The sequence below is a fragment of the Bradyrhizobium elkanii USDA 76 genome, assembly GCF_023278185.1.
In the GTDB taxonomy this organism is placed as follows: domain Bacteria; phylum Pseudomonadota; class Alphaproteobacteria; order Rhizobiales; family Xanthobacteraceae; genus Bradyrhizobium; species Bradyrhizobium elkanii.
Window position 1 is genome coordinate 4,044,066 of sequence record NZ_CP066356.1, and the last position, 19,248, is coordinate 4,063,313.

Genomic DNA, 19,248 nt, shown 5'->3' on the forward strand with positions numbered 1-19,248 from the left:
CTTGATAAGGCGCGCCGTATGTGGCATCACGAGTCTCGCTTGAAGAGACTACGCAAGGGATCGTCCCCCTTGTGTTTCAAACGGCCGAGTTCACAGCTCGGCCGTTTTCTTTTTGTCGCGATGTCTTGTTCCGCTCAAGCCCCCAACGAACGCACGCTGCATCGCGTTGCTTGTTCCGCGTGAGAAAATGTTGGTTACCCATCGCGAAGAAATCATCCTGCTACGCGCCAATAGAGCAGGTATCGCAGAAGTGCCCATTTTGTGCGGGTTTCTGCAATTCCTGTGTTCGGCGCGTCGCGGGTGGGTTTGCTGGTTACGCGTGAGAAAAGATCACGCATTTTATTTTCGGCGCGTGAATGTGCGGATGTGCAAAGCGGGTTGTTACCGCGTTGCCACCGCAACGATGACGCGATACACCATGTGAGCCAGCCGATCGTGTCTCCTTCGATCTGCTGGTTCGGTGATGGCGTGGTGTGTTGCTACTCGCGCCTTCTTCGCTCCGGCTCCAAAAGATCGGCCCGCGCCACCTGTCGCGGGCCGGTTTTCGTTTCAGGCGCACGTCATATGCCCGGTGCGTTTCAGGCGGGAGCACCGTTGGAAGCGGCGTCACGCTTCTCCGCAAATGAGATCAGACCGTCGAATCCTTCGGCCATTTGTCTGTTCGTCAGTTCACGGTCGAAGAGCCCGTGCGACTCAAACAAGCCCAATCCGCAACAGATCACTTGTTCGACCCGCTCCAGGCAGACCGGAGCGAAGGCTCTGACTTCCGGATCGAAAGGCGATAGAGAACCGTGGGCGAGGCGAGACCGCATCACGTAGGCTTCGGCCAGCTCACTTTCCAGTTCGTCAAATGACTTGGTGTCCGCTGGGTCGTACCGAATCGCCGCGCTGCGCTGGCTAACAGTTCTTTTGATGTCTTCGTGTTCGGAGGTTAGCACCAGTCGTTCGAGTGCCGTTACCGCCTTGATGATTTGTGCGGCGGGGGAGTCCTCGCGAACGGCATCGCCGAACCATGCAGCTGAGTCCAACAAGCGTGATCCCAGCGTCCGCTCGATCGCTGGGTTGACAATCGTTTCGAGCGCTTTGTCGGCGGCGCGAAGCAGTACCGCGATATTCTCGCCTTCGAGAAATTTGCCCCAATCGTCCTCGAACCCCACGGCCGAGGTAGCGGCGCTGGAGCACGAGATATACAGGCTTTGTTTGGGATCGAGCGACATATGCGCCCGGCGGTCCGTTGCGAGGCGCGGACCGCCGATATCCATTCGGCGCGTGTGATACGCCCCGAACAGAATATGCACGATGTTGACCGCTCCGGTCACCGCCATCCGGGCACGATCGAACGAGGTGCGGTCGTCGCAATTCAGTACGTTGACCTCGCCGACCCAGGTGAAACCGTCATAGTAGTGCTTTGCGCTGGCAAGCAGTCGTTCGTCCGACTCCTTTTTCCAATCCTCACCACCACGCTGTAGGTAGTTTTCGTAGTGCGGAGCCATCAGTTTGTTGAAGCGTTCGAGCGTGTAGAACGTAACTGGCCCGATCGTGAAACTTGGAGGTTCCTTGCTGTGCATTAGCCGGCAGGGGAAATAGTGCGTTCGGTCCGTGCGAGCTTTTTTGGCTTCTTTGACTGCCGACGAGAGAGCCCGTTCTGCCTGCTGTTCATCGATCGGGCGGCGCTCAGTCAGAAAGCGCTGGACGAGGATCTTGCCGAGCGCCTTGTACACCGGCGCGATTTCGATGGTGCCTACGGCATCGCTGTATTTCACGGCCTGTTCTGCAAGCCGCCAAATCCGATGGTCAGCCGCGCGCCCGCACGTTATCGTTCCCTTACCATCCGGGTGAGGTAGCTCGCCCCACAAGTCCTGTTTCGGAAGGTCTTGCAAACTGGCAGGACTATGTTCGACCGCAGCGGAGATCGCGGTTCGAATCCGCATGCATTCGGCGAACACAAACTCGATATCGCTAACCCATCTGGTGTTTCGATTCGTTGGCATGAGGCAATTAGATACGAAAAACCGCTCTTAGGGCAGATGCGTCTGCCAAGCGACGTCCGGCGCAAACTGGCTGGTCTCCAAGGGCCGCCCGGGCGTCGAGGTTCAGTGCTCGCGCCCCTTCGGACAGAGTAAAATTGCCGTTGCGGTTCAATGGTTGGTTTTGGGGGTGGATTGTCCGAATGAGCGTTGACGGTATTCAGCTGCCGAAACCCTTCCAAGCTGAATACGAGGGTTCGATTCCCTTCACCCGCTCCAATGATTCTCCCTGATGCTGCAAGGCCCCTTGAAAGCGTCTGGGCGGCCGTAGCTTCATCCGGATGCATCGGCTGCGGGTCGAACCCTGCCGCGAAGCGTTTGATGTCTGCTGCGGATCTGAACCGCAGCCCCGCGCGTAAACTTTCAGCGATGTCTTGATCTCCCCCGGTCAGCGCTGCCTCTGCAGACATTGCAGGCGAGGCTGCTTGCGCTCTCAATTGTTTTGTTGAACGTTCAGTAAAGTGATGTACTAAACATATCGGCTGTGGCTGACCTTCCGGCTTTCCTGTTATCGGGACGGGCCGAATTGCGTCGGTCGAACCAGATCGGCAAGCGTGGTCCGCCGCATCCGCTGCAAATCCCAGACATTTTGTTGCATTGCAAACGTCGGCGCTTGCCCGGGCGAGCGTCGCGAATATTTTCGCCAGGGTCGCGAGAACCGGCTTGACGGCTCAAAAATTTTAGTACTACGTTTAGTAATACAAAAAACTAAACATCGCGCATCGAGCGCCGATGTGCAGGAGGAGCCCAAGCCAATGCCGGAGCCGTCTCCGGCAACGGTCCGTCTCGTCCTTCACTCGTCGCTCCTCAAACTCGGTTTCAGGGTCTTGGCGTCGCTCCGGCAGAGCGCGCCGAGCGGGTTGGATGCTTCAACGAGAGAGGAAACGGATATGCGAACATTCAATTGGCTGAGAAACTCGGCGGCCACCACGGTTCTCGGGGCGGCGCTGCTGGGGATATTTGGCGGAGGCGAAGCTGCGGCCCAGGGTAAGCAGCTCACGCTGTGCTGGGCCGCATGGGATCCGGCCAACGCGCTGGTCGAACTTGGCAAGGATTTCACCAAGCAATCCGGCATCGAGATGAAGTACGAGTTTGTCCCCTGGACGAGCTACGCGGATCGCTTCCTCAACGAGCTCAACTCCCACGGCAAGCTCTGCGACCTGATCATCGGCGACAGCCAGTGGATCGGCGGCGCCGCCGAGAACAAGTGGTACGTCAAGCTCAACGATTTCTTCGACAAAGAGCACATCTCGATGGACGACTTCGTCCCGGCGACGGTTGTCGGCTATTCGCAGTGGCCAAAGAACTCGGCGAACTACTGGGCGCTGCCGGCGATGGCCGACGCCGTGGGTTGGACCTATCGCAAGGACTGGTTCTCGCGACCCGACATTCAGTCGGCTTTCAAGGCCAAGTACGGTCGTGATCTGGCGCCGCCGAAAACCTATGACGAGTTGAAGCAGATCGCGGAGTTCTTCCAAGGCCGCGAGATCGACGGCAAGAAGGTCTATGGCGCCTATATCTTCACCGAGCGCGGCTCCGAAGGCATCACGATGGGCGTGACCAACGTGCTCTACAATTACGGCTTCAGCTACGACAATCCGAAGAAGCCGTACCAGATGCAGGGCATCGTCAATTCCGCCGAGGCGGCCAAGGGGCTCGAATTCTACAAGGAGCTCTACAAGTGCTGCACCGCGCCGGGCATGACCAACGCCTACATGCAGGAAGGCTTAGATGCCTTCAAGTCCGGCCAGGTCGCGATGCAGATGAACTGGTTCGCCTTCTTCCCCGGCCTCTACAAGGATCCGAATGTCGGCGGCGACAAGATCGGCTTCTTCGTCAATCCCGCCGGCCCGAAGGGGCATTTCACCCAGCTCGGCGGACAGGGCATCTCGGTGGTTGCGACCTCCGACCGCAAGGACGACGCGCTCGCCTATATCAAGTGGTTCGCGCAGCCCGCCGTGCAGCAGAAATGGTGGCAGATCGGCGGCTACTCGGCGCTCAAGGCGGTGGTCGACGCGCCGGACTTCCCGAAGAGCGCGGCGTTCGCGCCGCAATTCCTGGAGTCGATGGGCATCGTCAAGGACTTCTGGGCCGAGCCGTCCTACGCCCAGCTGCTGCTTGATATGCAGAAGCGGGTGCATGACTACGTCGTCGCCGACAAGGGCACGGCGCAGCAGGCGCTCGATCTCCTGGTCAAGGACTGGACCAAGGTGTTCAAGGAACAGGGCAAGCAAGTCGCCTCGCAATAGCCCGAACGCCGCGTCCCAACTGAACTGGCTTCCCCGAGGTCAGCCTCGGGGAAGCCGAACCAGCCCAGCCGATGGACAAGATGACGACGATCCTGCAACCCGATCATGCTACGATCCCGGGCGTGAGCGAGCCCGCCGAATCCCGTGCCGCGCGCCGCGTCCATGGTCTGTCCGACCGGACCATCGCGTGGCTGTTCGTCGCGCCGACGATTGCGCTGCTGCTCGCGATCAATATCTTCCCGCTGGTCTGGATGATCCGGCTGTCCTTCACCAGCCTCAACCTCAGCATGTCCTATCTGCCGCTGCGGTTTGTCGGGCTCGACAATTTCAGCGACATACTCAACGACGAGGACGTCTGGTTCCGGCTTCAGACCACCGCGCAATTCGTGATCTGCTCGGTCGCCTTGCAGGTCGTGGTCGGCTTTGGGCTCGCGCTTCTGATCAACCGTCAATTCCGCGGCCACAGTTTCTGGACCACGATCATCCTGCTGCCGATGATGCTGTCGCCGGCGGTTGTCGGCAATTTCTGGACGCTGCTGCTGCAGCCGCAGATCGGCCCGTTCAACTATCTGATCAGCTTGTTCACTGGTGTGCCGCCGAGCTCGTTCAGCATGACAGGGCAGGTCGCGCTCGCGCCATGGACCATCGTGCTCGTCGACACCTGGATGTGGGCGCCGTACGTGATGCTGATCTGTCTCGCCGGACTGCGCTCGATCCCGGATTATATCTACGAGGCGGCTGAAGTCGATCGTGCCTCGGCCTGGCGGCAGTTCTGGTCGATCACGCTGCCGATGACGGTGCCGTTCCTGATGCTGGCCGTGCTGTTTCGCGCGATCGAGAACTTCAAGATGTTCGACATGGTCAACCTGCTGACGTCGGGAGGACCGGGGTCGACCACCGAACTCGTATCGATCACGCTCAAGCGCGCGGCATTCGAGAAATGGCGCACCGGCTATTCCTCCGCGCTCGCCATCATCCTGTTCGTGACCGTGTTCGGTGCCGCCAACATCTACGTCAAAGCGCTCAACAAGGTGAAGCAACGATGACCGCTGCCGTAGCCAAATCCGTCCTGGCCAGATCCAGCGCACACTCGATCGTCGAGGCCTCGCCGCGCACCAAGGCATTCGCCGGTGCTCTCGTCATCCTCTATGCGTTGATCACGATCCTGCCGCTAGTCTGGATCGTCGCCACCGCCTTCAAGTCGCAAAGCGATGCCATTGCCTATCCGCCCAAGGTGATCTTCGAGCCGACGCTCGAAGGTTATGTCAACCTGTTCACGGTGCGCACCCGCCAGACACCCGATTTCATCGCCAAGCTGCCGCCGCCGGAGACGTGGTATGACAAGCTCGTCCGCAAGCATGACATGGTCATCGCCGGACCGTCCAAAGTCGTCCCGCGCTTCGTCAACTCGCTGATCATCGGGTTCGGTTCGACGTTCCTCGCCGTATTCCTCGGTACGCTGGCGGCCTACGCCTTCTCGCGCTTCCGCATTCCGCTGGCCGACGATCTCCTGTTCTTCATTCTCTCGACACGGATGATGCCGCCGGTCGCGGTCGCGATCCCGATCTATCTGATGTACCGGCAGCTCAACCTGACCGACACCAGGCTCGGAATGATCCTGCTCTATACCGCCGTGAACGTCTCGCTCGCGGTCTGGCTGCTCAAGGGGTTCATCGACGAGATCCCGCGCGAATACGAGGAGGCGGCCCTCGTCGACGGCTACACGCGGCTGCAGGCACTGCGCAAGGTGGTGCTGCCGCAGGCCGTCACCGGAATTGCGGCGACCGCGATCTTCTGCCTGATCTTCTCCTGGAACGAATACGCCTTCGCGGTCCTGCTGACCAGCGGCGAGGCGCAGACCATGCCGCCCTTCATCCCTTTCATCATCGGTGAGGGCGGGCAGGACTGGCCAGCGGTTGCCGCCGCGACCACGCTGTTCGTCGTCCCCATCGTCATGTTCACCGTGCTGCTCCGCAAGCATCTGCTGCGCGGCATCACCTTCGGAGCGGTGCGCAAATGAGCGGTTCTGCTGTTGCCAAGGAGACCAAGGGGACCAAGACGACATTGCATCGCTTGTTCAGCCGCGGGCGCTGGGAAGCCGTTGCGATGACCCTGATCGGGGGCGGCATCTTCATGCTGGTGCAGCCGTTCTCGATCGATCTGTACAGTTATTCATTCGTGACGATTCTCGCCGGCACGGCCGGCTTCGTCGTCGTCAGCCACTTTCCGGAATAGCGCCATGGCTCAGATCCGCGTCGAAGATCTTCGCAAGTCGTTCGATCAGTTCACCGCGGTGGAAGGGTCGAGCTTCACCATCGACGACGGCACGTTCTTCGCGCTGCTCGGCCCGTCCGGCTGCGGCAAGACCACCACCTTGCGCATGATCGCCGGCCTCGAGCTTCCGACCGAGGGCAAGATCCTGCTCGACGGGGAGGACGTCACGTTCCACCGTGCCGCCGCCCGCGACATCGCGTTCGTGTTCCAGCTGTTCGCGCTCTATCCGCATATGAATGTCGGGCAGAACATCGGCTTCCCGCTGAAGTGCCAGGGTATGGCGCGGCACCAGATTCGCGAGCGGGTGCAGGAGACCGCGCGGATGCTGCGGATCGAGCATCTGCTGTCGAGCAAGACATCGAAGCTCTCCGGCGGCGACCGCCAGCGCGTCGCGCTCGGGCGAGCCATGGTGCGCCGTCCGAAGGCCTTCCTGATGGACGAGCCGCTGGGCGCGCTCGACGCCGAGTTTCGCCATCTGATGTGCGGCGAGCTGCGCGACCTGCACGATCGCATCAAGGCGACCACGGTCTATGTCACCCACGACCAGCTCGAGGCGATGTCGATGGCCGACCAGATCGCGATCATGAACAAGGGGCGCGTGGAACAGATCGGTACGCCGCAGGAGGTTTACGACCGGCCCGCCAGCATGTTCGTCGCGGACTTCATCGGTTCGCCGCCGATGAACTTCCTGCGCTTCGAGAGCAGCCTGCGATCTGGTGACCGGGCGATCGATTTCCACGACGCCAGGCTCGCGGTGCCCGAGATCCGCGAGGACCGCGCCAGCGCTGCGCTGGCGCTCGGGGTTCGTCCGGAGCATATTCGATTCACCGACGCCGGATCCGTTCGTGGCGAGGTGTTCGGCGCGGAATATCTCGGCACGACGCAGATCGTCACCATCGACACGGCGTATGGGCGGCTCGCGGCGCGGCTGCCGTCGAGCGCCTCGGTGCGGATCGGAGAGACGGTCGGCCTCGAATTCAACTCCGTTCGGCTCTCACTGTTCGATGCCGGCAGCGGCCTTGCAATCAGGACCGCCGGCGAGGAGGGCGTGCGCCATGGTTGACGTCAGCTTGCGCAATATCAGCAAGCGCTTCGGTGCGGTGGAGGCGGTGCGCGACCTTTCGCTGACGGTGAGCGACGGCGAATTCCTCGTCCTGCTCGGGCCGAGCGGCGCCGGCAAGACCACGACGCTGCGACTGATTACCGGGCTCGAGAGCCCCGATGCCGGTTCGGTCATGATCGGGGGGCGCGACGTGACGCAGGAGCCGCCGGGTGCGCGAGACATCGCATTCGTGTTCCAGCAATATTCGCTGTATCCGCATTTGTCGGTCTATGACAACCTCGCGTTCCCGCTGCGCTCTCCGGCGCGGCGCGTGCCGGAGCCGCTGATCCGCAGGCGTGTCGAGCAGACCGCGGATCTCCTGCACATCGCCAGCAAGCTGAATAATCGCGCCACCCGCCTGTCGGGAGGTGAGATGCAGCGGGTCGCGATCGGCCGCGCGCTGGTGCGCGATCCCTCGATCTATCTGATGGACGAGCCGCTGTCGTCGCTGGATGCAAAGCTTCGCGCCGAGCTTCGCCTCGAGTTGAAGCGGATCCAGCTCGAGCTCGGCGCGACCATCTTGTATGTGACCCACGATCAGGTCGAGGCCATGACGATGGCATCGAGGATCGGCGTGATCAAGGACGGCCGGCTGCTTCAGCTCGGCACCCCGAGGGAGATCTACGAAAATCCATCCAGCAGCTATGTCGCGTCGCGGCTCGGGACGCCCCAGATCAATTTCCTGCCCGCACGGCTGCTGTCCGATGTGGCGATGCCGCCGGAAACCGAGACGGTCGGCATCCGCACCGAGCACCTTCAGATCGCCGCGCGCAACGGCGGGCAGATGATCGGCCGGGTGCATCGCGTCGAGCACCTCGGCGAGCAGAATCACGTTCACCTCGACTATAAGGGCGAAACACTGGTGACGCTCGCGGATCCGCATCAACCGCTGCGGGCCGGCCAGGAGGTTGAATTGCAACTGGTGCGGCCGCTGTGTTTCGACCGTGCCGGGCAACGTATCGGCGCGATGGTTCAATAGAGGAGCGAGAGGTTCAGATAGATGTCTGTGCAACCCGAGACATTCAAGTCGCTGCTCAAGGCGGCCGCCGAGCAGGTCATCGCCAGCGCGCCGGAGCTCACGAGTCTGGACCAGGCGATCGGCGACGGCGACCACGGGACCAACATGAAACGCGGCTTCGAAGCCGTGCTCGGCAAGCTCGATGCCATCTCGGCGCAGCCGCTCAACGAGGCATTCAAGACGATCGGCAAAACCCTGGTCATGACGGTTGGCGGCGCCTCCGGTCCGCTTTATGGCAGCTTCTTTCTCGCCGCGGGCGAGGCGCTGTCGCAGGACAAACATCTGCCTGATGATCTCGCCGACGTGTTCGGCAGCGGAGTGGACGCGGTGAGCGCGCGCGGCCGCTCGCAGGCCGGCGAGAAGACGATGCTCGATGTGCTCGTTCCGGTGCTGGAGACGCTGAAGGCCGGCGCCGGCCAACCCGATCTGATCGCGCGGGTGCGCACCACCGCGGCTGAAGCGGTCGAGCGCACGGTGCCGATGCAAGCCACCAAGGGCCGGGCGTCGTTCCTCGGCGCGCGCAGCGTCGGTCATGTCGATCCCGGGGCGCGATCGAGCTGCGTTCTGCTGCACGCTGTGTGCGCTGGCCTGGAGGCGCGGCAATGACCGATACCGTAGGGATCGTGATCGTCTCGCATTCCCGGGACATCGCCAAGGGAACCGCAGACATGGTACGGCAAATGGTCGGCAGCGAGGTCAAGGTCGCTTTCTGCGGCGGCAATCCCGACGGTGGTCTCGGCACCAGCGTGCCGCTGATCATCGACGCCATCAACGACGCCTGGTCGTCGAAAGGCGTTGCTGTGCTTGTCGACCTCGGCGGCGCCGAGACGAACAGCGAAATGGCGGTCGAGATGTTGGAGCCGGCGCGACGCGAGCTCGTTGTCGTCTGCAACGCGCCGATCGTCGAGGGCGCCGTCATGGCGGCGACCGAAGCTGCGGGCGGCAGCTCGCTGGCCCAGGTCAGGGCCGTGGCCGAGGAACTCTCTGCCGACTGAGGCGGCGGCGAAGCGATGATGGATGATGAGCATGCTTGATAAAGCGGACGAACAGATCTTCACCGGCAATGTACGGTTGGTGCACGCGGTTGGCATGCACGCGCGCCCCGCGGTCAAGCTGACCAAGCTCGCCAAGAAATTCCAGGCTCAGATCTCGGTGCGGGTCGCGGGCGCGCCTGAATGGATCAATGCCAAGAGCGTGGCCAAGATCATGGCAATGCGCGCGGCACACGGCAGCACGATCGAGATCAAGGCCTCCGGCAGCGATGCCGAGGCCGCGGTCGCGGCGTTGGTCGATCTGATCGCAAGCGATTTCCCGGATGGAGCACCATAGCATGCAGGGCGGCGCTGCAGGGCTGGCCTACCGCGGCAGGACCGCCTCGATCGGCTTTGCCCATGGCCCGTTCGTCCGTGTCGACGCGGGCGCGGCCGGCGAGCGTGTGGCCGGCACACTGGTCGAGGAGGCGCTGGCCTTGCGCAATGCGATCGACGTCGCGAGTGGCCAGATCGCGGATCTTGCCGCCAGCGCCGGCGGCGAAGCCGCGCAGATTCTCGAATTCCAGGTTGCGCTGCTGGAGGATGAGGATTTGATCGAGGCGGTCTTCGCGTCGATCGGCGAGGGACGTCCAGCCGATATCGCATGGCGTTCGACGCTCGACGCGCAGATCGCCGACTACAATTCCGCACCGGACGACTATCTGAAAGCGCGTTCCTCCGATCTTGCGGATTTGCGCGACCGCGTGGTCCACATTCTGCGTGGCGACCAGGGGCAGCCGCTGAAGGTCCCGAGCGGGGGCGTGGTCTGCGCCGACGATCTGCCGCCATCGCGATTCCTCGAGATCGACTGGTCCGGCGGCGGTGGCCTGGCGCTGTTGCGCGGCAGCCCGACCAGCCATGTCGCGATGCTGGCGCGGGCGCGCGGCATCCCGATGGTGGTGCAACTCGGTACCATTCCGGACATCGGCACCACGGCGCTGCTCGACGGCGAAGGCGCGACGCTGGAGCTCGATCCCAATGCCGAACAGGTCCGTACGTTCGAGAAGCGGCGCGACAGCCATCTCAAGAGCAGGGCATCCGCGCGCGCGATCCTGCGGCGGCCGACGGCCTCCTGGCGCGGCGAGCGGATCAAGCTCTTCATCAACATCCAGCGCGTCGAGGATCTCGAACATGCCGACGCGCAGTATGCCGACGGCATCGGCCTGATGCGGACTGAATTCCTGCTCGCCGGCCGGAGCGTGCCGGACGAGGAGACCCAATTCCAGGCCTATGACGCGGTGTTGCGCTGGGCCGGCCAGCGGCCCGTCACCATCCGCACGTTCGATGCAGGCGGCGACAAGCCGGTGCCCGGGTTTACGCTGGATGGCGAGGCCAATCCGTTTCTCGGCGTGCGCGGCTTGCGGCTGTGCCTGGCCCGGCCCGAGATCTTTGCCGTTCAGCTCCGCGCGCTGGCACGCGCGGCGATACGCGGCAATCTCAAGGTCATGTTCCCGATGGTCACCTCGGCGGATGAGCTCGAGGCGGGACGGAAGCTGTTCGCCGATATCGTGCAGCGCTTGCTGGCGGACGGCATTGCCGCAATGCTTCCCGAGCTGGGAATCATGGTCGAAGTCCCGGCGGCGGCCCTCGCGGTATCTAGCTTCAAAGCCGCCTTCTTCTCGATCGGCTCGAACGATCTCGCGCAATATGTCCTGGCCTGCGATCGTTCCAACGGAGCTCTCGCCCCCTTGATGGACCCGCTGCATCCTGCAGTGCTCGAACTGATCGCGCGGACCGCGGAGCACGGCCGCCGCGCCGGCATCAGTGTCAGCCTGTGCGGCGACATGGCCGGCGATCCGCGCTGCCTGCCCGCATTGCTGAATTGCGGACTGCGCGAATTGTCCGTGAACGCCTCGGCGCTGGCGCAGATCAAGCACACCATCGACCGGCTGAGCAGCGGAGGCAGCGTTGGCTGACACGGCGGCCGATGATGCGCCCGAAGCCGGCGCGGTTGCGGTCTACAAGCGCATCTTCAAGGAGGTGCTCGAGAGCCGCCCGTCCGGCATGCGGCTGCGGCTCGCCCATGCCATGGGGAAGAACCGCAGCTTCGTCAGCCAGATCAGCAACCCGGCCTATCCGGTGCCGATCCCGGTGCAGCATCTCAACACGATCTTCGACGTCTGCCACTTCCCGCCACAAGCAAAGAGCGCCTTCCTTCGCGCCTATGCCCGCGCGCATCCGCGCCGCGTCGGCCGGCTGAGCGAAGGCTCGCACGAGCGGACGCTGACGCTGCATCTGCCGGACCTCGGCAGCGCCAAGCGCAACGCCGAGCTCGACACGCTGCTTCAGGAGTTCACACGGCGCCTGATTGCAATCATGCGGGAAAAATAGGCGAGAAACGCCGAACGGACGAAGCGGGGAGGACACCATGAAGAAGTTCATCAATTCGGTCGACGACATGCTCGCAGAAAGCCTCGACGGTTTCGCGGCCGCGCACGCCGATCTGGTCGTGCTGGGCGCCGAGCGCAAATTCGTTCGCCGCCGCGAGCTGAACTCGAAGAAAGTCGCGCTGGTGTCGGGGGGCGGCAGCGGGCATGAGCCGCTGCATGCGGGCTGCGTCGGTTACGGCATGCTGGATGCCGCCTGTCCCGGCCAGGTGTTCACTTCGCCGACGCCGGACCAGATCGTCGAGGCCGCACAGGCGGTCGCGGGCGATGCCGGCGTCCTGTTCATCGTCAAGAATTACGCCGGCGACCGCATGAATTTCGAGATGGCGGCCGAGATCGCCGAAGGCCGCACCGCCACCATCGTGACCGACGACGATGTCGCGGTCGAGAAGTCGACCTACAGTATCGGGCGCCGCGGCGTCGCCGGCACGTTGATCGTCGAGAAGATCGTCGGCGCCGCCGCTGAGAGAGGCGCCGATCTCAGCTCCTGCGTGGCGCTCGGCGAGCGCATCAACGCACAGACGCGCTCGATGGGCGTTGCGCTGACCAGTTGCACCGTCCCGGCTGCGGGCACGCCGACCTTTGCTCTTGGTGAAGACGAGATGGAGATGGGGGTCGGCATTCACGGCGAGCCGGGCCGCCGCCGCGTCAAGCTCGCGCAGGCCGACGCGATCGCCGCCGAGATGATCACCGCGATCGCCGATGATCTTGGCGCGCGCGTCGGTACCGAGGCGCTGCTGCTCGTCAACGGCTTCGGCGGCACGCCGACGATCGAGCTCTATCTGATGTACAACGCGGCGCGCCGGATGCTCGAGGAGCGGGGCCTGCGCGTCGCCCGTTCGCTGGTCGGCAGCTACGTCACATCGCTGGACATGGCGGGCTGCTCGCTCACCGTGAGCCTGCTCGACAGCGAGTCCGCAGCGCTCTGGGATCATCCCGTGCGCACGGCCGCATTGAAATGGTGACCGCTGCGGTGAGCGGCCGCTGATTTTCAGGTTGCGCCCTGATCGATGATGGGGCCGGGGTCTCAGGCATGCACCGGAAGTCTGCCGGTTCATCCTCCCTGAAACTTGCCGTGCCCGTCGGGCACGGCATCTTCTTGTGCGGAGTAGACGAGCTCTCCGACGATCGATGATCGTGAGTGCCAAGCGATTCCGCAACGCGTGGCGAGAGCGCTCGTTCTCCACTCACGCTTTGGCAGCAACGTACCCGTAATAATTCATGAGGAAGTCCCCAATTGAGAGGGGCTTCTGGGCGCCACCCTTGCCCGGATGAGGGATCGCGTAATCTCCTTTGCCCCATGTGAAGATCGTTGTCGTCACGTTTCCGTTCGACACTTGTATCCTGTCACGCAAAACGACCCAGTGCCGCGTCAACACCGAGCCTTCGTCCGACTGGTCGTCGTATTCGATCATGTTGGCGCTTATGAACAGGCATACGCGATATCCGCCGGCGAGCAGACTATTGGCCTCGTTGACGCTGTCGAGGCCTTTGCTGAATTTCAGATTGGTCTCCTCGCGCACGTCCTGGTATCCGGCCTTGCGGAACCATTGCTCCATTTCGCTCGGCAAGGTGATCCCCGCTACATCGCTTATTCTGCCGGTGTCGTCAAAATCGAGGAACCAGTTTTCGGAGTCGCGAATGGAGGCGCATGTCAGCCAATCGACATGGTCCAGCGAGTAGGGCGGCGTGTAGTTCTTCACGTCCTTTCCTGGCTTGATCAGCAGGCGGCCGAGGTTCGCCTGCCCCTTCTGATACAAGTCGATGGCGAACCGCGCATATTGCCCCGGCTTGTCGGATGCGTAGCTGAACATCAGCGCGGAGGGGCCGCACATGCTCGCCTGATCCTGATCTATGAGGCTCGGCTTCGCAATTCGCCTGAGAATGCCTATCCCGACTCGGTGCGGGTCGAGCTTCGGAAAGAATGTGGTCCTCGTGTTCTTGAGGAAATCGCAGACCATCTCGGCGGCGAGCTTCTTTTGGTCCGAATTGAGATCGTACGGACCAATCCCGAGCCACTTCTTCTTTTCGTCGCCGACGAAGAGCGTGATGAGCTTCTTCGAGGTCGGAGAGAGCGTTCTGGAGGTGTTGGCAATGGTGGTCAGGTCGTCCAGCTCGAATGCGGTGACCATGCCGTCCGTGACGGTCGCCCTGATGATATCGACGACTTCCGCGTAATCCAGCTTGGAATCGTCGAGCAGACCCTTGCGGAGTGCGGCATCGACGGATGGCGTCGCGATCGCATCCCATTGACCCTTGGGAGGAGGAGGCTTGGCGGTCGCCTTTGTCGCGAGGTCGACGAGCCGAGTGAATGTTGGTCCGCCGGGGCGGATATAGCCGTCCGGCGTGCCCGGGAAGTTCTTTTGCTGGAAATACAGGATCGAGTGGTAGAGGCTGTCGCTGGCGTGACCCGTCACGACCATTTGCGGTTTGAGCGTGGTCTCGGCTCCTCCGTCGGAGATTGCAATCTTGTTGAGCAGGGAGATGACCAGCTCCTGGTCTTGCTTCCAATTCTGGCAGCTGCGACCCGTCGCGGCAAACCGACCGACTTTGTCTTTCAATTGCGGCATGACTGATCACCAGCAATATGGTCGTGTTCAGTGGCGGATTGCGGGTTCAACTATCGCGTTGGTGGTCGGCTGAAGCGTCCAGGCAAGCTTGTCGATGAATTCGTACTCAAACAGCGCCTGCGGGTCGGTTCCGAAATAATATCCATACTGATGCAGGATCTTGGAGCCCTTGGCGACCATCTCGCGCTTCCATTTCAGGTCTTTGGCAGAGCTGAACTGAAATCCAATCGCCACCGCATAGTTTTCGTATGCTTCGGCAACTTGCAGAATGGTCGCGCGCGTCAGGATGCCGGCAGGATCCTCCAGGCCTTGAACTCTGAACGCGGTGATGCGGTTCATCAGATTTGATGCAACCTCCTCCTCGGACCAACCCATGACGCCCGCTGCAACGCCCTTTGCAAACCCTTCCTTGATGAACTTGACTTGAATGTTCTTGAGTGCCTCCCGAGCCGCGACCTTGTCAGCCACCATGAGGACCAGATCGGGGATCATCGCAGCGATGTTCTCGGCCTTAAGAGCCTCCTTTAACCCGGCCTTGAAGCCGGCCTTGGCCGCGCTCCACAATCCTTCGCCAGCAACGGAGCCGGCCGGCGGCGGCGGGACCTCTGGCGGGGTCGGTGTGTTCCGCGGGACCTTCAGCCGTATCTCCGGTGCCCGAAAGTCGAGCGCCTGAACGCCTCTCCTGCGCATCGCAATGAGCGTTCCTCCACTGTCCCTGGTCAGAAACACCGGATTTTTGATGCCGCGAGCCACTCCGCCTGCCCTGACCTGGGCGACCACATCGGAATCGAATGCGGAAAGCCCGTGGTTCAAACCCTCATTGCCCCACTTCCAAACTTGCGCGCGGGGCACCTGGGTCATCATCTTGTCTTCGACGATCCGCAGGTCGGTGAGCAATTTTTCCCCTGACTGAGCGCGCGCTCCCTTTAGAAATTCAAACTTGACCCGTGGTGAGATCAGAACCTCGTGACCGTCCTTGGCCAGGTTGAGAATTTCATTCTCAAAACGTCGGCTGAGCGCTTTCTCGGCGGCGCTCGCCGCAGCTCTTTGCCCGTTCTGTATGTCTATGAGGATGTTGGTATCGAGCCAGACCGGGGGCTTTAAAGGCGCCATTGCAACACCATTGGCTTAACTGGCACAGGACGCATTTTTGCGTCAGCGAGCCTATCCCTCAGTCGCGTTTGCCGAAGCGGCGGTTCAAGCGGCTCCGGATATCGCCAGTGAGATCCATCGAGGTCATGAGCCTGCCGCTATCTGGATCCCAGAAATGCGATCGTCAGCGCGCGCCCTTCGGCTTGGAGCCAAGCAGATCGTGCGTCCCACTGACGCTTAACGTTCCCGAGCACTCGAATCCCCCGAAAATGCCGCAGGATCCGGTGACGGTGACGCGCAAGTCCTTGCGTTGATACAGGTCGACCGAAACGCCAAATCGCGAAAAATCATTGGCGCTGTTCGGCAGGATCAGGTCGATGTGATCGATCGCCCAGCGCGGCAGGTGAGGATTGCTCTTCCAGAACAGTTCGTTGACGGCGTGGTGCCCGAAATTCGGTCCGACCGTGAGGGCGCCGTCTGCGCCCTCGAACACGAAGCCCGTCTCGTCGATGTGAACATTGACCCGATCTGGCGCTACCGCGAAATGTAGCGACGTGATGTCTTGCGGCTGCGGGTCCTTGCCGAACTGCGCACTATAGTCGTCGCTCCATTGCCCTCGGCCGCGTCCCAGCCCGAAGCCGTGCCGGCCCGGAAGGTCTCGCGTGGAGAGGGGCCGGTCGGATAGCTTTGGGCGCCAGATCTCCCGGAATCCCTTGCCGATTGTGGCTGCCATCGACAGATCAAGGGCCCAATGCGACGGCTTCTCCGGGCTTTTGCCTTCGGCGAAGGCGTCGAATCCGTCCGAGGTCTTGGCAATGCGCAGCGTCTTGATCAGGTCTTCCCAGTCCTTGGGCAGGAACGTGACGCCGTCGAGCGTGCTCGTTGCGGCCGCCACGCCATACTTCTCCAATTGGCGTCGGATATAGGGCTTCTCGTCATAGAGGCGGACATTGGGATTCGGCCCCGCGAAATATTTCGACAGATCGATCTGCGGCCGGAGCATGATCAGCCGCGCCGCGATCTTGCGGTAGGTGTCGGTCGTGGTCGGGTCGGTGGTCGTCACGGGGCTGCCCTGCGAGTGAAAGCCAGTCTCCAATTTGTCTGGTCCGGGCGGGGCCGGGTTCAACTGAACCTCCCAACCGGAAACGCCGACCACCATTCGTGGAGCAGTGTCAACAGCAAGGACGATCCGATGTCACTTCGGAGCAGGGTGCTAGACGTACTCAATGGCCCGGCGGTCGCGCGCATTCGCTTCCGGTTTCCGATCCGTGGCAGCCACGTGACGATTGCACCGCAAACGTTCCATCACGTCGCTCGCGCGATCCGGTTGGGACAGGTCAGCGTCAGAGTTCCGACCGACCTCGCGGCAAATGTTGCGGCACAGTATAACGACGTCGCGCGAACCCGGGCGGACGGTACGGTCGTCGCGGCGAATACGCTGGAGGTCGTGTCGGCGACGGGGCGAATGGACGAAGCCTATATCGTCCACGAGGCCTTGCATGCGGCTTACGATCTGCTGCGGACCGGCCTTGACGGCAATGCGGAGGAGGCGTCCGCCTATGTCTGCACGGCGCTCTACTGCCGGATGACGGGCCTGCCGCGCCCCCGCTGGGCGAACGGCCCGATCTACGCCAATGCCGCGGAGGTCGCCCGAACGCTGCTGTCGCAATATCAGAAGGGTGATCCTGGGATTCCCTGGGTCGGCGAGCATGAATGGCGGATGCTGCGCGCCGGTGTCGGCCTTAGTGCGGTCTATGCCAGCGGACCTGGCGGCATTGTCACCGGATGGCTCCTTGGCCAACAATACACCCACGACGGCTGATGGGACGGAGGGGCTTCCGCTCCACAAACTGGCTGGCGGCCCGGCTCCCTGCCGCCACGTCCTTACCGAGGCCCACGCCGTCGAAAGCCTCAGGCAACCAGCAAACCCAGCTTGCCGACCGTCGCCAGCGAACGGTCAACGCTTTGTCGGGTTGACAGCAGCAGCGGCGCTGTGGGCTGCCCGGCATCGTCCATTTGCTTGACCTGGACGGTCGGCCCGAAGGTTTCGGTCATTTCGGCTGTGATCTGCTCGATCGTCCGGGAGCCGTCGAGCAGCTGCAGGAAGTGGCGCGTCCTGTCGTCCTCCAACTGCACGGTTTGGTGGAGCAGATTGGTGACCAGCGGACCGGTCAGCGCTTGTCTGCGGGCGAGCAGACTCGCCTGCGGGCAATCCGTGACTTCCTTCACGAGAAACGGCCGTGATTTGAGAAAGGAGACCTCGCCGCTGCAGGCCAGGATATAGAGCGCTTCCGTCAGTATCCGCCGGTCGTCGCCGGTTTGCCGGCCCTCCAGCAGCGTCCGGGCGCCATCGAGCAGTTCAGTGAATGAGAGTGCGCGCGGCCAGGCCCGGCCGAGACAAAGATGTGCAGCCTTCAGGAGCGGATTGGTCACCGTGATCCGGCTGCCGTCCTGATTTTCAAATTCCATCTCGGAATCGTCAGTCAGGCAGGCGTCAGGGCGACGTGGGCTGGCGGTGCTCAGCAGATAGAAGGCGGTGATGAAGTCGAGATCGACCTTGCGGTCAAGGAATATGCCTTCGTGGCAGAGCAACGTACGCCGAAACCCGTTGCCGTCGATAAAGTCCTGGTATTGATCGCGCGCCATGAACTCGCTTTCGGGAAAGCGCTGCAGCGTGGCGCGGACCTCTTCGGTGTAGCCGGCAAGATAGCGTCGCGAGAAATCGGCGTCGCTCAGATATTGCAGGCCATGTCGGCCGGCGTCTTCGACGACTTCGTGCAAGAGGAAGGCCGTCGCGCCGGAATCGAGATCGTCGTGAAAAAGCAATTCGTCCGGAGCGTTGAGCACGCGGGTGCATTGATCGCGCATGACTGCACCGTGTACCGAGTTGGACTTCGATCCTTCGCTGAGAAATTTCACGATGGCGCGAGCTTGTCCCACCTTCTCCTTCATCCCGGTGATGCGCCGGGTGTGGTAGCGCATCATGTCGCGGACCATGTCGCGAAGGTGCGAGAACGGGTGCGCGTTATAACTGACGTAGCACAGCCCCTTTGGCGCCAAATTCCGTTTGAAGATGGACATCATCTTCTCGCGCACGATCGGTGGTACCCATGAATACACGCCATGGGCGATGATGTAGTCGAACTGTCCGAAGGCCGCGTCGACATCCATGATGTCGCAATGCAGAAGCCTGATGTTGCTCAAGCCCAATGCGGCGATGTTTCGCTGTCCGCGTTCGATTGTAGCGCCGCTCAGGTCGATACCGATGAACTCGCTGTCTGGATATTGAAAAGCCATCGGCAACAGATTGCCGCCAACGCCGCAGCCGAGCTCCAGGACCCGGCAGCGCTCGACCGGAGCCGGCTGCATGCCATAGACCGAAGCGATCGTTGCCAGATGGTTCGGATGCGTGAGCCCGTAGACATGCCCGGGATAATACACCTCGTCGTATGCTGTGGTGCCGGTGGTCGGCTGGCGGTGCTCGGTCTGGATGTTCAT

General features: G+C 62.2%; 18 protein-coding genes and 1 pseudogene. 13 read left to right on the forward strand and 6 right to left on the reverse strand.

Translation table 11 applies throughout. The annotated features are described in order from the left end of the window. Positions 1–578: 578 nt before the first annotated feature. Together JEY66_RS19615 and JEY66_RS19620 are read right to left on the reverse strand one after the other, a co-directional pair. On the reverse strand, positions 579–1,763 hold the full coding sequence (locus JEY66_RS19615; protein ID WP_085964835.1) for a HEPN domain-containing protein: 1,185 nt from the start codon (positions 1,761–1,763) through the stop codon (positions 579–581). Between the two features lie 491 nt (positions 1,764–2,254). Next, positions 2,255–2,437, reverse strand: a pseudogene (locus JEY66_RS19620) (hypothetical protein); the annotation flags it as partial. Between the two features lie 480 nt (positions 2,438–2,917). Between JEY66_RS19620 and JEY66_RS19625 the strand changes: the two are divergent. The 12 genes from JEY66_RS19625 to dhaK all read left to right on the forward strand — a co-directional run bounded on the left by JEY66_RS19625 (position 2,918) and on the right by dhaK (position 13,053). Beyond that, complete coding sequence (locus JEY66_RS19625) at positions 2,918–4,276, forward strand: ABC transporter substrate-binding protein (RefSeq protein WP_018272215.1); 1,359 nt, start codon at positions 2,918–2,920, stop codon at positions 4,274–4,276. A 71-nt stretch (positions 4,277–4,347) separates the two neighbouring features. Beyond that, a complete protein-coding gene (locus JEY66_RS19630; protein ID WP_016843402.1) occupies positions 4,348–5,322 on the forward strand; it encodes a carbohydrate ABC transporter permease in 975 nt (324 codons plus the stop codon). Then, complete coding sequence (locus JEY66_RS19635; RefSeq protein ID WP_016843403.1) at positions 5,319–6,296, forward strand: carbohydrate ABC transporter permease; 978 nt, start codon at positions 5,319–5,321, stop codon at positions 6,294–6,296. The genes JEY66_RS19630 and JEY66_RS19635 overlap by 4 nt, the downstream gene beginning before the upstream one ends. Beyond that, positions 6,293–6,511 carry a hypothetical protein gene (locus JEY66_RS19640; protein WP_016843404.1) on the forward strand — a complete coding sequence of 73 codons (219 nt, stop codon included), beginning with the start codon at positions 6,293–6,295 and terminating at the stop codon, positions 6,509–6,511. Before JEY66_RS19635 ends, JEY66_RS19640 begins: the two co-directional genes overlap by 4 nt. Positions 6,512–6,515: 4 nt before the next feature. After that, positions 6,516–7,613 carry an ABC transporter ATP-binding protein gene (locus JEY66_RS19645; RefSeq protein WP_018272214.1) on the forward strand — a complete coding sequence of 366 codons (1,098 nt, stop codon included), beginning with the start codon at positions 6,516–6,518 and terminating at the stop codon, positions 7,611–7,613. After that, positions 7,606–8,631, forward strand: a complete 1,026-nt coding sequence (locus JEY66_RS19650) for an ABC transporter ATP-binding protein (RefSeq protein WP_018272213.1) — start codon at positions 7,606–7,608, stop codon at positions 8,629–8,631. Before JEY66_RS19645 ends, JEY66_RS19650 begins: the two co-directional genes overlap by 8 nt. 21 nt (positions 8,632–8,652) lie before the next feature. After that, positions 8,653–9,276: a dihydroxyacetone kinase subunit DhaL gene (dhaL, locus tag JEY66_RS19655; protein ID WP_016843406.1), complete on the forward strand. Its 624-nt coding sequence runs from the start codon at positions 8,653–8,655 to the stop codon at positions 9,274–9,276. After that, complete coding sequence (dhaM, locus tag JEY66_RS19660) at positions 9,273–9,665, forward strand: dihydroxyacetone kinase phosphoryl donor subunit DhaM (protein ID WP_016843407.1); 393 nt, start codon at positions 9,273–9,275, stop codon at positions 9,663–9,665. Before dhaL ends, dhaM begins: the two co-directional genes overlap by 4 nt. Before the next feature lie 31 nt (positions 9,666–9,696). Then, positions 9,697–9,999 carry an HPr family phosphocarrier protein gene (locus tag JEY66_RS19665; protein WP_063607060.1) on the forward strand — a complete coding sequence of 101 codons (303 nt, stop codon included), beginning with the start codon at positions 9,697–9,699 and terminating at the stop codon, positions 9,997–9,999. Between the two features lies 1 nt (position 10,000). After that, positions 10,001–11,617: a phosphoenolpyruvate--protein phosphotransferase gene (gene ptsP, locus JEY66_RS19670; RefSeq protein WP_018272211.1), complete on the forward strand. Its 1,617-nt coding sequence runs from the start codon at positions 10,001–10,003 to the stop codon at positions 11,615–11,617. Next, a complete protein-coding gene (locus JEY66_RS19675) occupies positions 11,610–12,032 on the forward strand; it encodes a hypothetical protein (RefSeq protein WP_018272210.1) in 423 nt (140 codons plus the stop codon). The genes ptsP and JEY66_RS19675 overlap by 8 nt, the downstream gene beginning before the upstream one ends. Before the next feature lie 37 nt (positions 12,033–12,069). Beyond that, complete coding sequence (gene dhaK, locus JEY66_RS19680) at positions 12,070–13,053, forward strand: dihydroxyacetone kinase subunit DhaK (protein WP_018272209.1); 984 nt, start codon at positions 12,070–12,072, stop codon at positions 13,051–13,053. 222 nt (positions 13,054–13,275) lie between these two features. On the opposite strand, the gene JEY66_RS19685 is transcribed toward dhaK, so the two are convergent. The 3 genes from JEY66_RS19685 to JEY66_RS19695 form a co-directional block, all read right to left on the reverse strand. Beyond that, a complete protein-coding gene (locus JEY66_RS19685; RefSeq protein WP_018272208.1) occupies positions 13,276–14,658 on the reverse strand; it encodes a hypothetical protein in 1,383 nt (460 codons plus the stop codon). Between the two features lie 27 nt (positions 14,659–14,685). After that, the gene (locus JEY66_RS19690; protein ID WP_016843414.1) at positions 14,686–15,771 is read right to left on the reverse strand and encodes a hypothetical protein; all 1,086 of its coding nucleotides are present in this window, start codon (positions 15,769–15,771) and stop codon (positions 14,686–14,688) included. A 163-nt stretch (positions 15,772–15,934) separates the two neighbouring features. Beyond that, positions 15,935–16,813: a hypothetical protein gene (locus JEY66_RS19695; RefSeq protein ID WP_018272207.1), complete on the reverse strand. Its 879-nt coding sequence runs from the start codon at positions 16,811–16,813 to the stop codon at positions 15,935–15,937. A 129-nt stretch (positions 16,814–16,942) separates the two neighbouring features. On the opposite strand from JEY66_RS19695, the gene JEY66_RS19700 reads away from it, so the two are divergent. Beyond that, positions 16,943–17,572 carry a hypothetical protein gene (locus JEY66_RS19700; RefSeq protein ID WP_026192915.1) on the forward strand — a complete coding sequence of 210 codons (630 nt, stop codon included), beginning with the start codon at positions 16,943–16,945 and terminating at the stop codon, positions 17,570–17,572. A gap of 89 nt (positions 17,573–17,661) precedes the next feature. Here the strand turns inward: JEY66_RS19700 and JEY66_RS19705 are convergent, their stop codons facing one another. Next, positions 17,662–19,248 (reverse strand): class I SAM-dependent methyltransferase, encoded by a 1,587-nt coding sequence (locus JEY66_RS19705; protein WP_038380522.1) that lies wholly within the window; start codon positions 19,246–19,248, stop codon positions 17,662–17,664.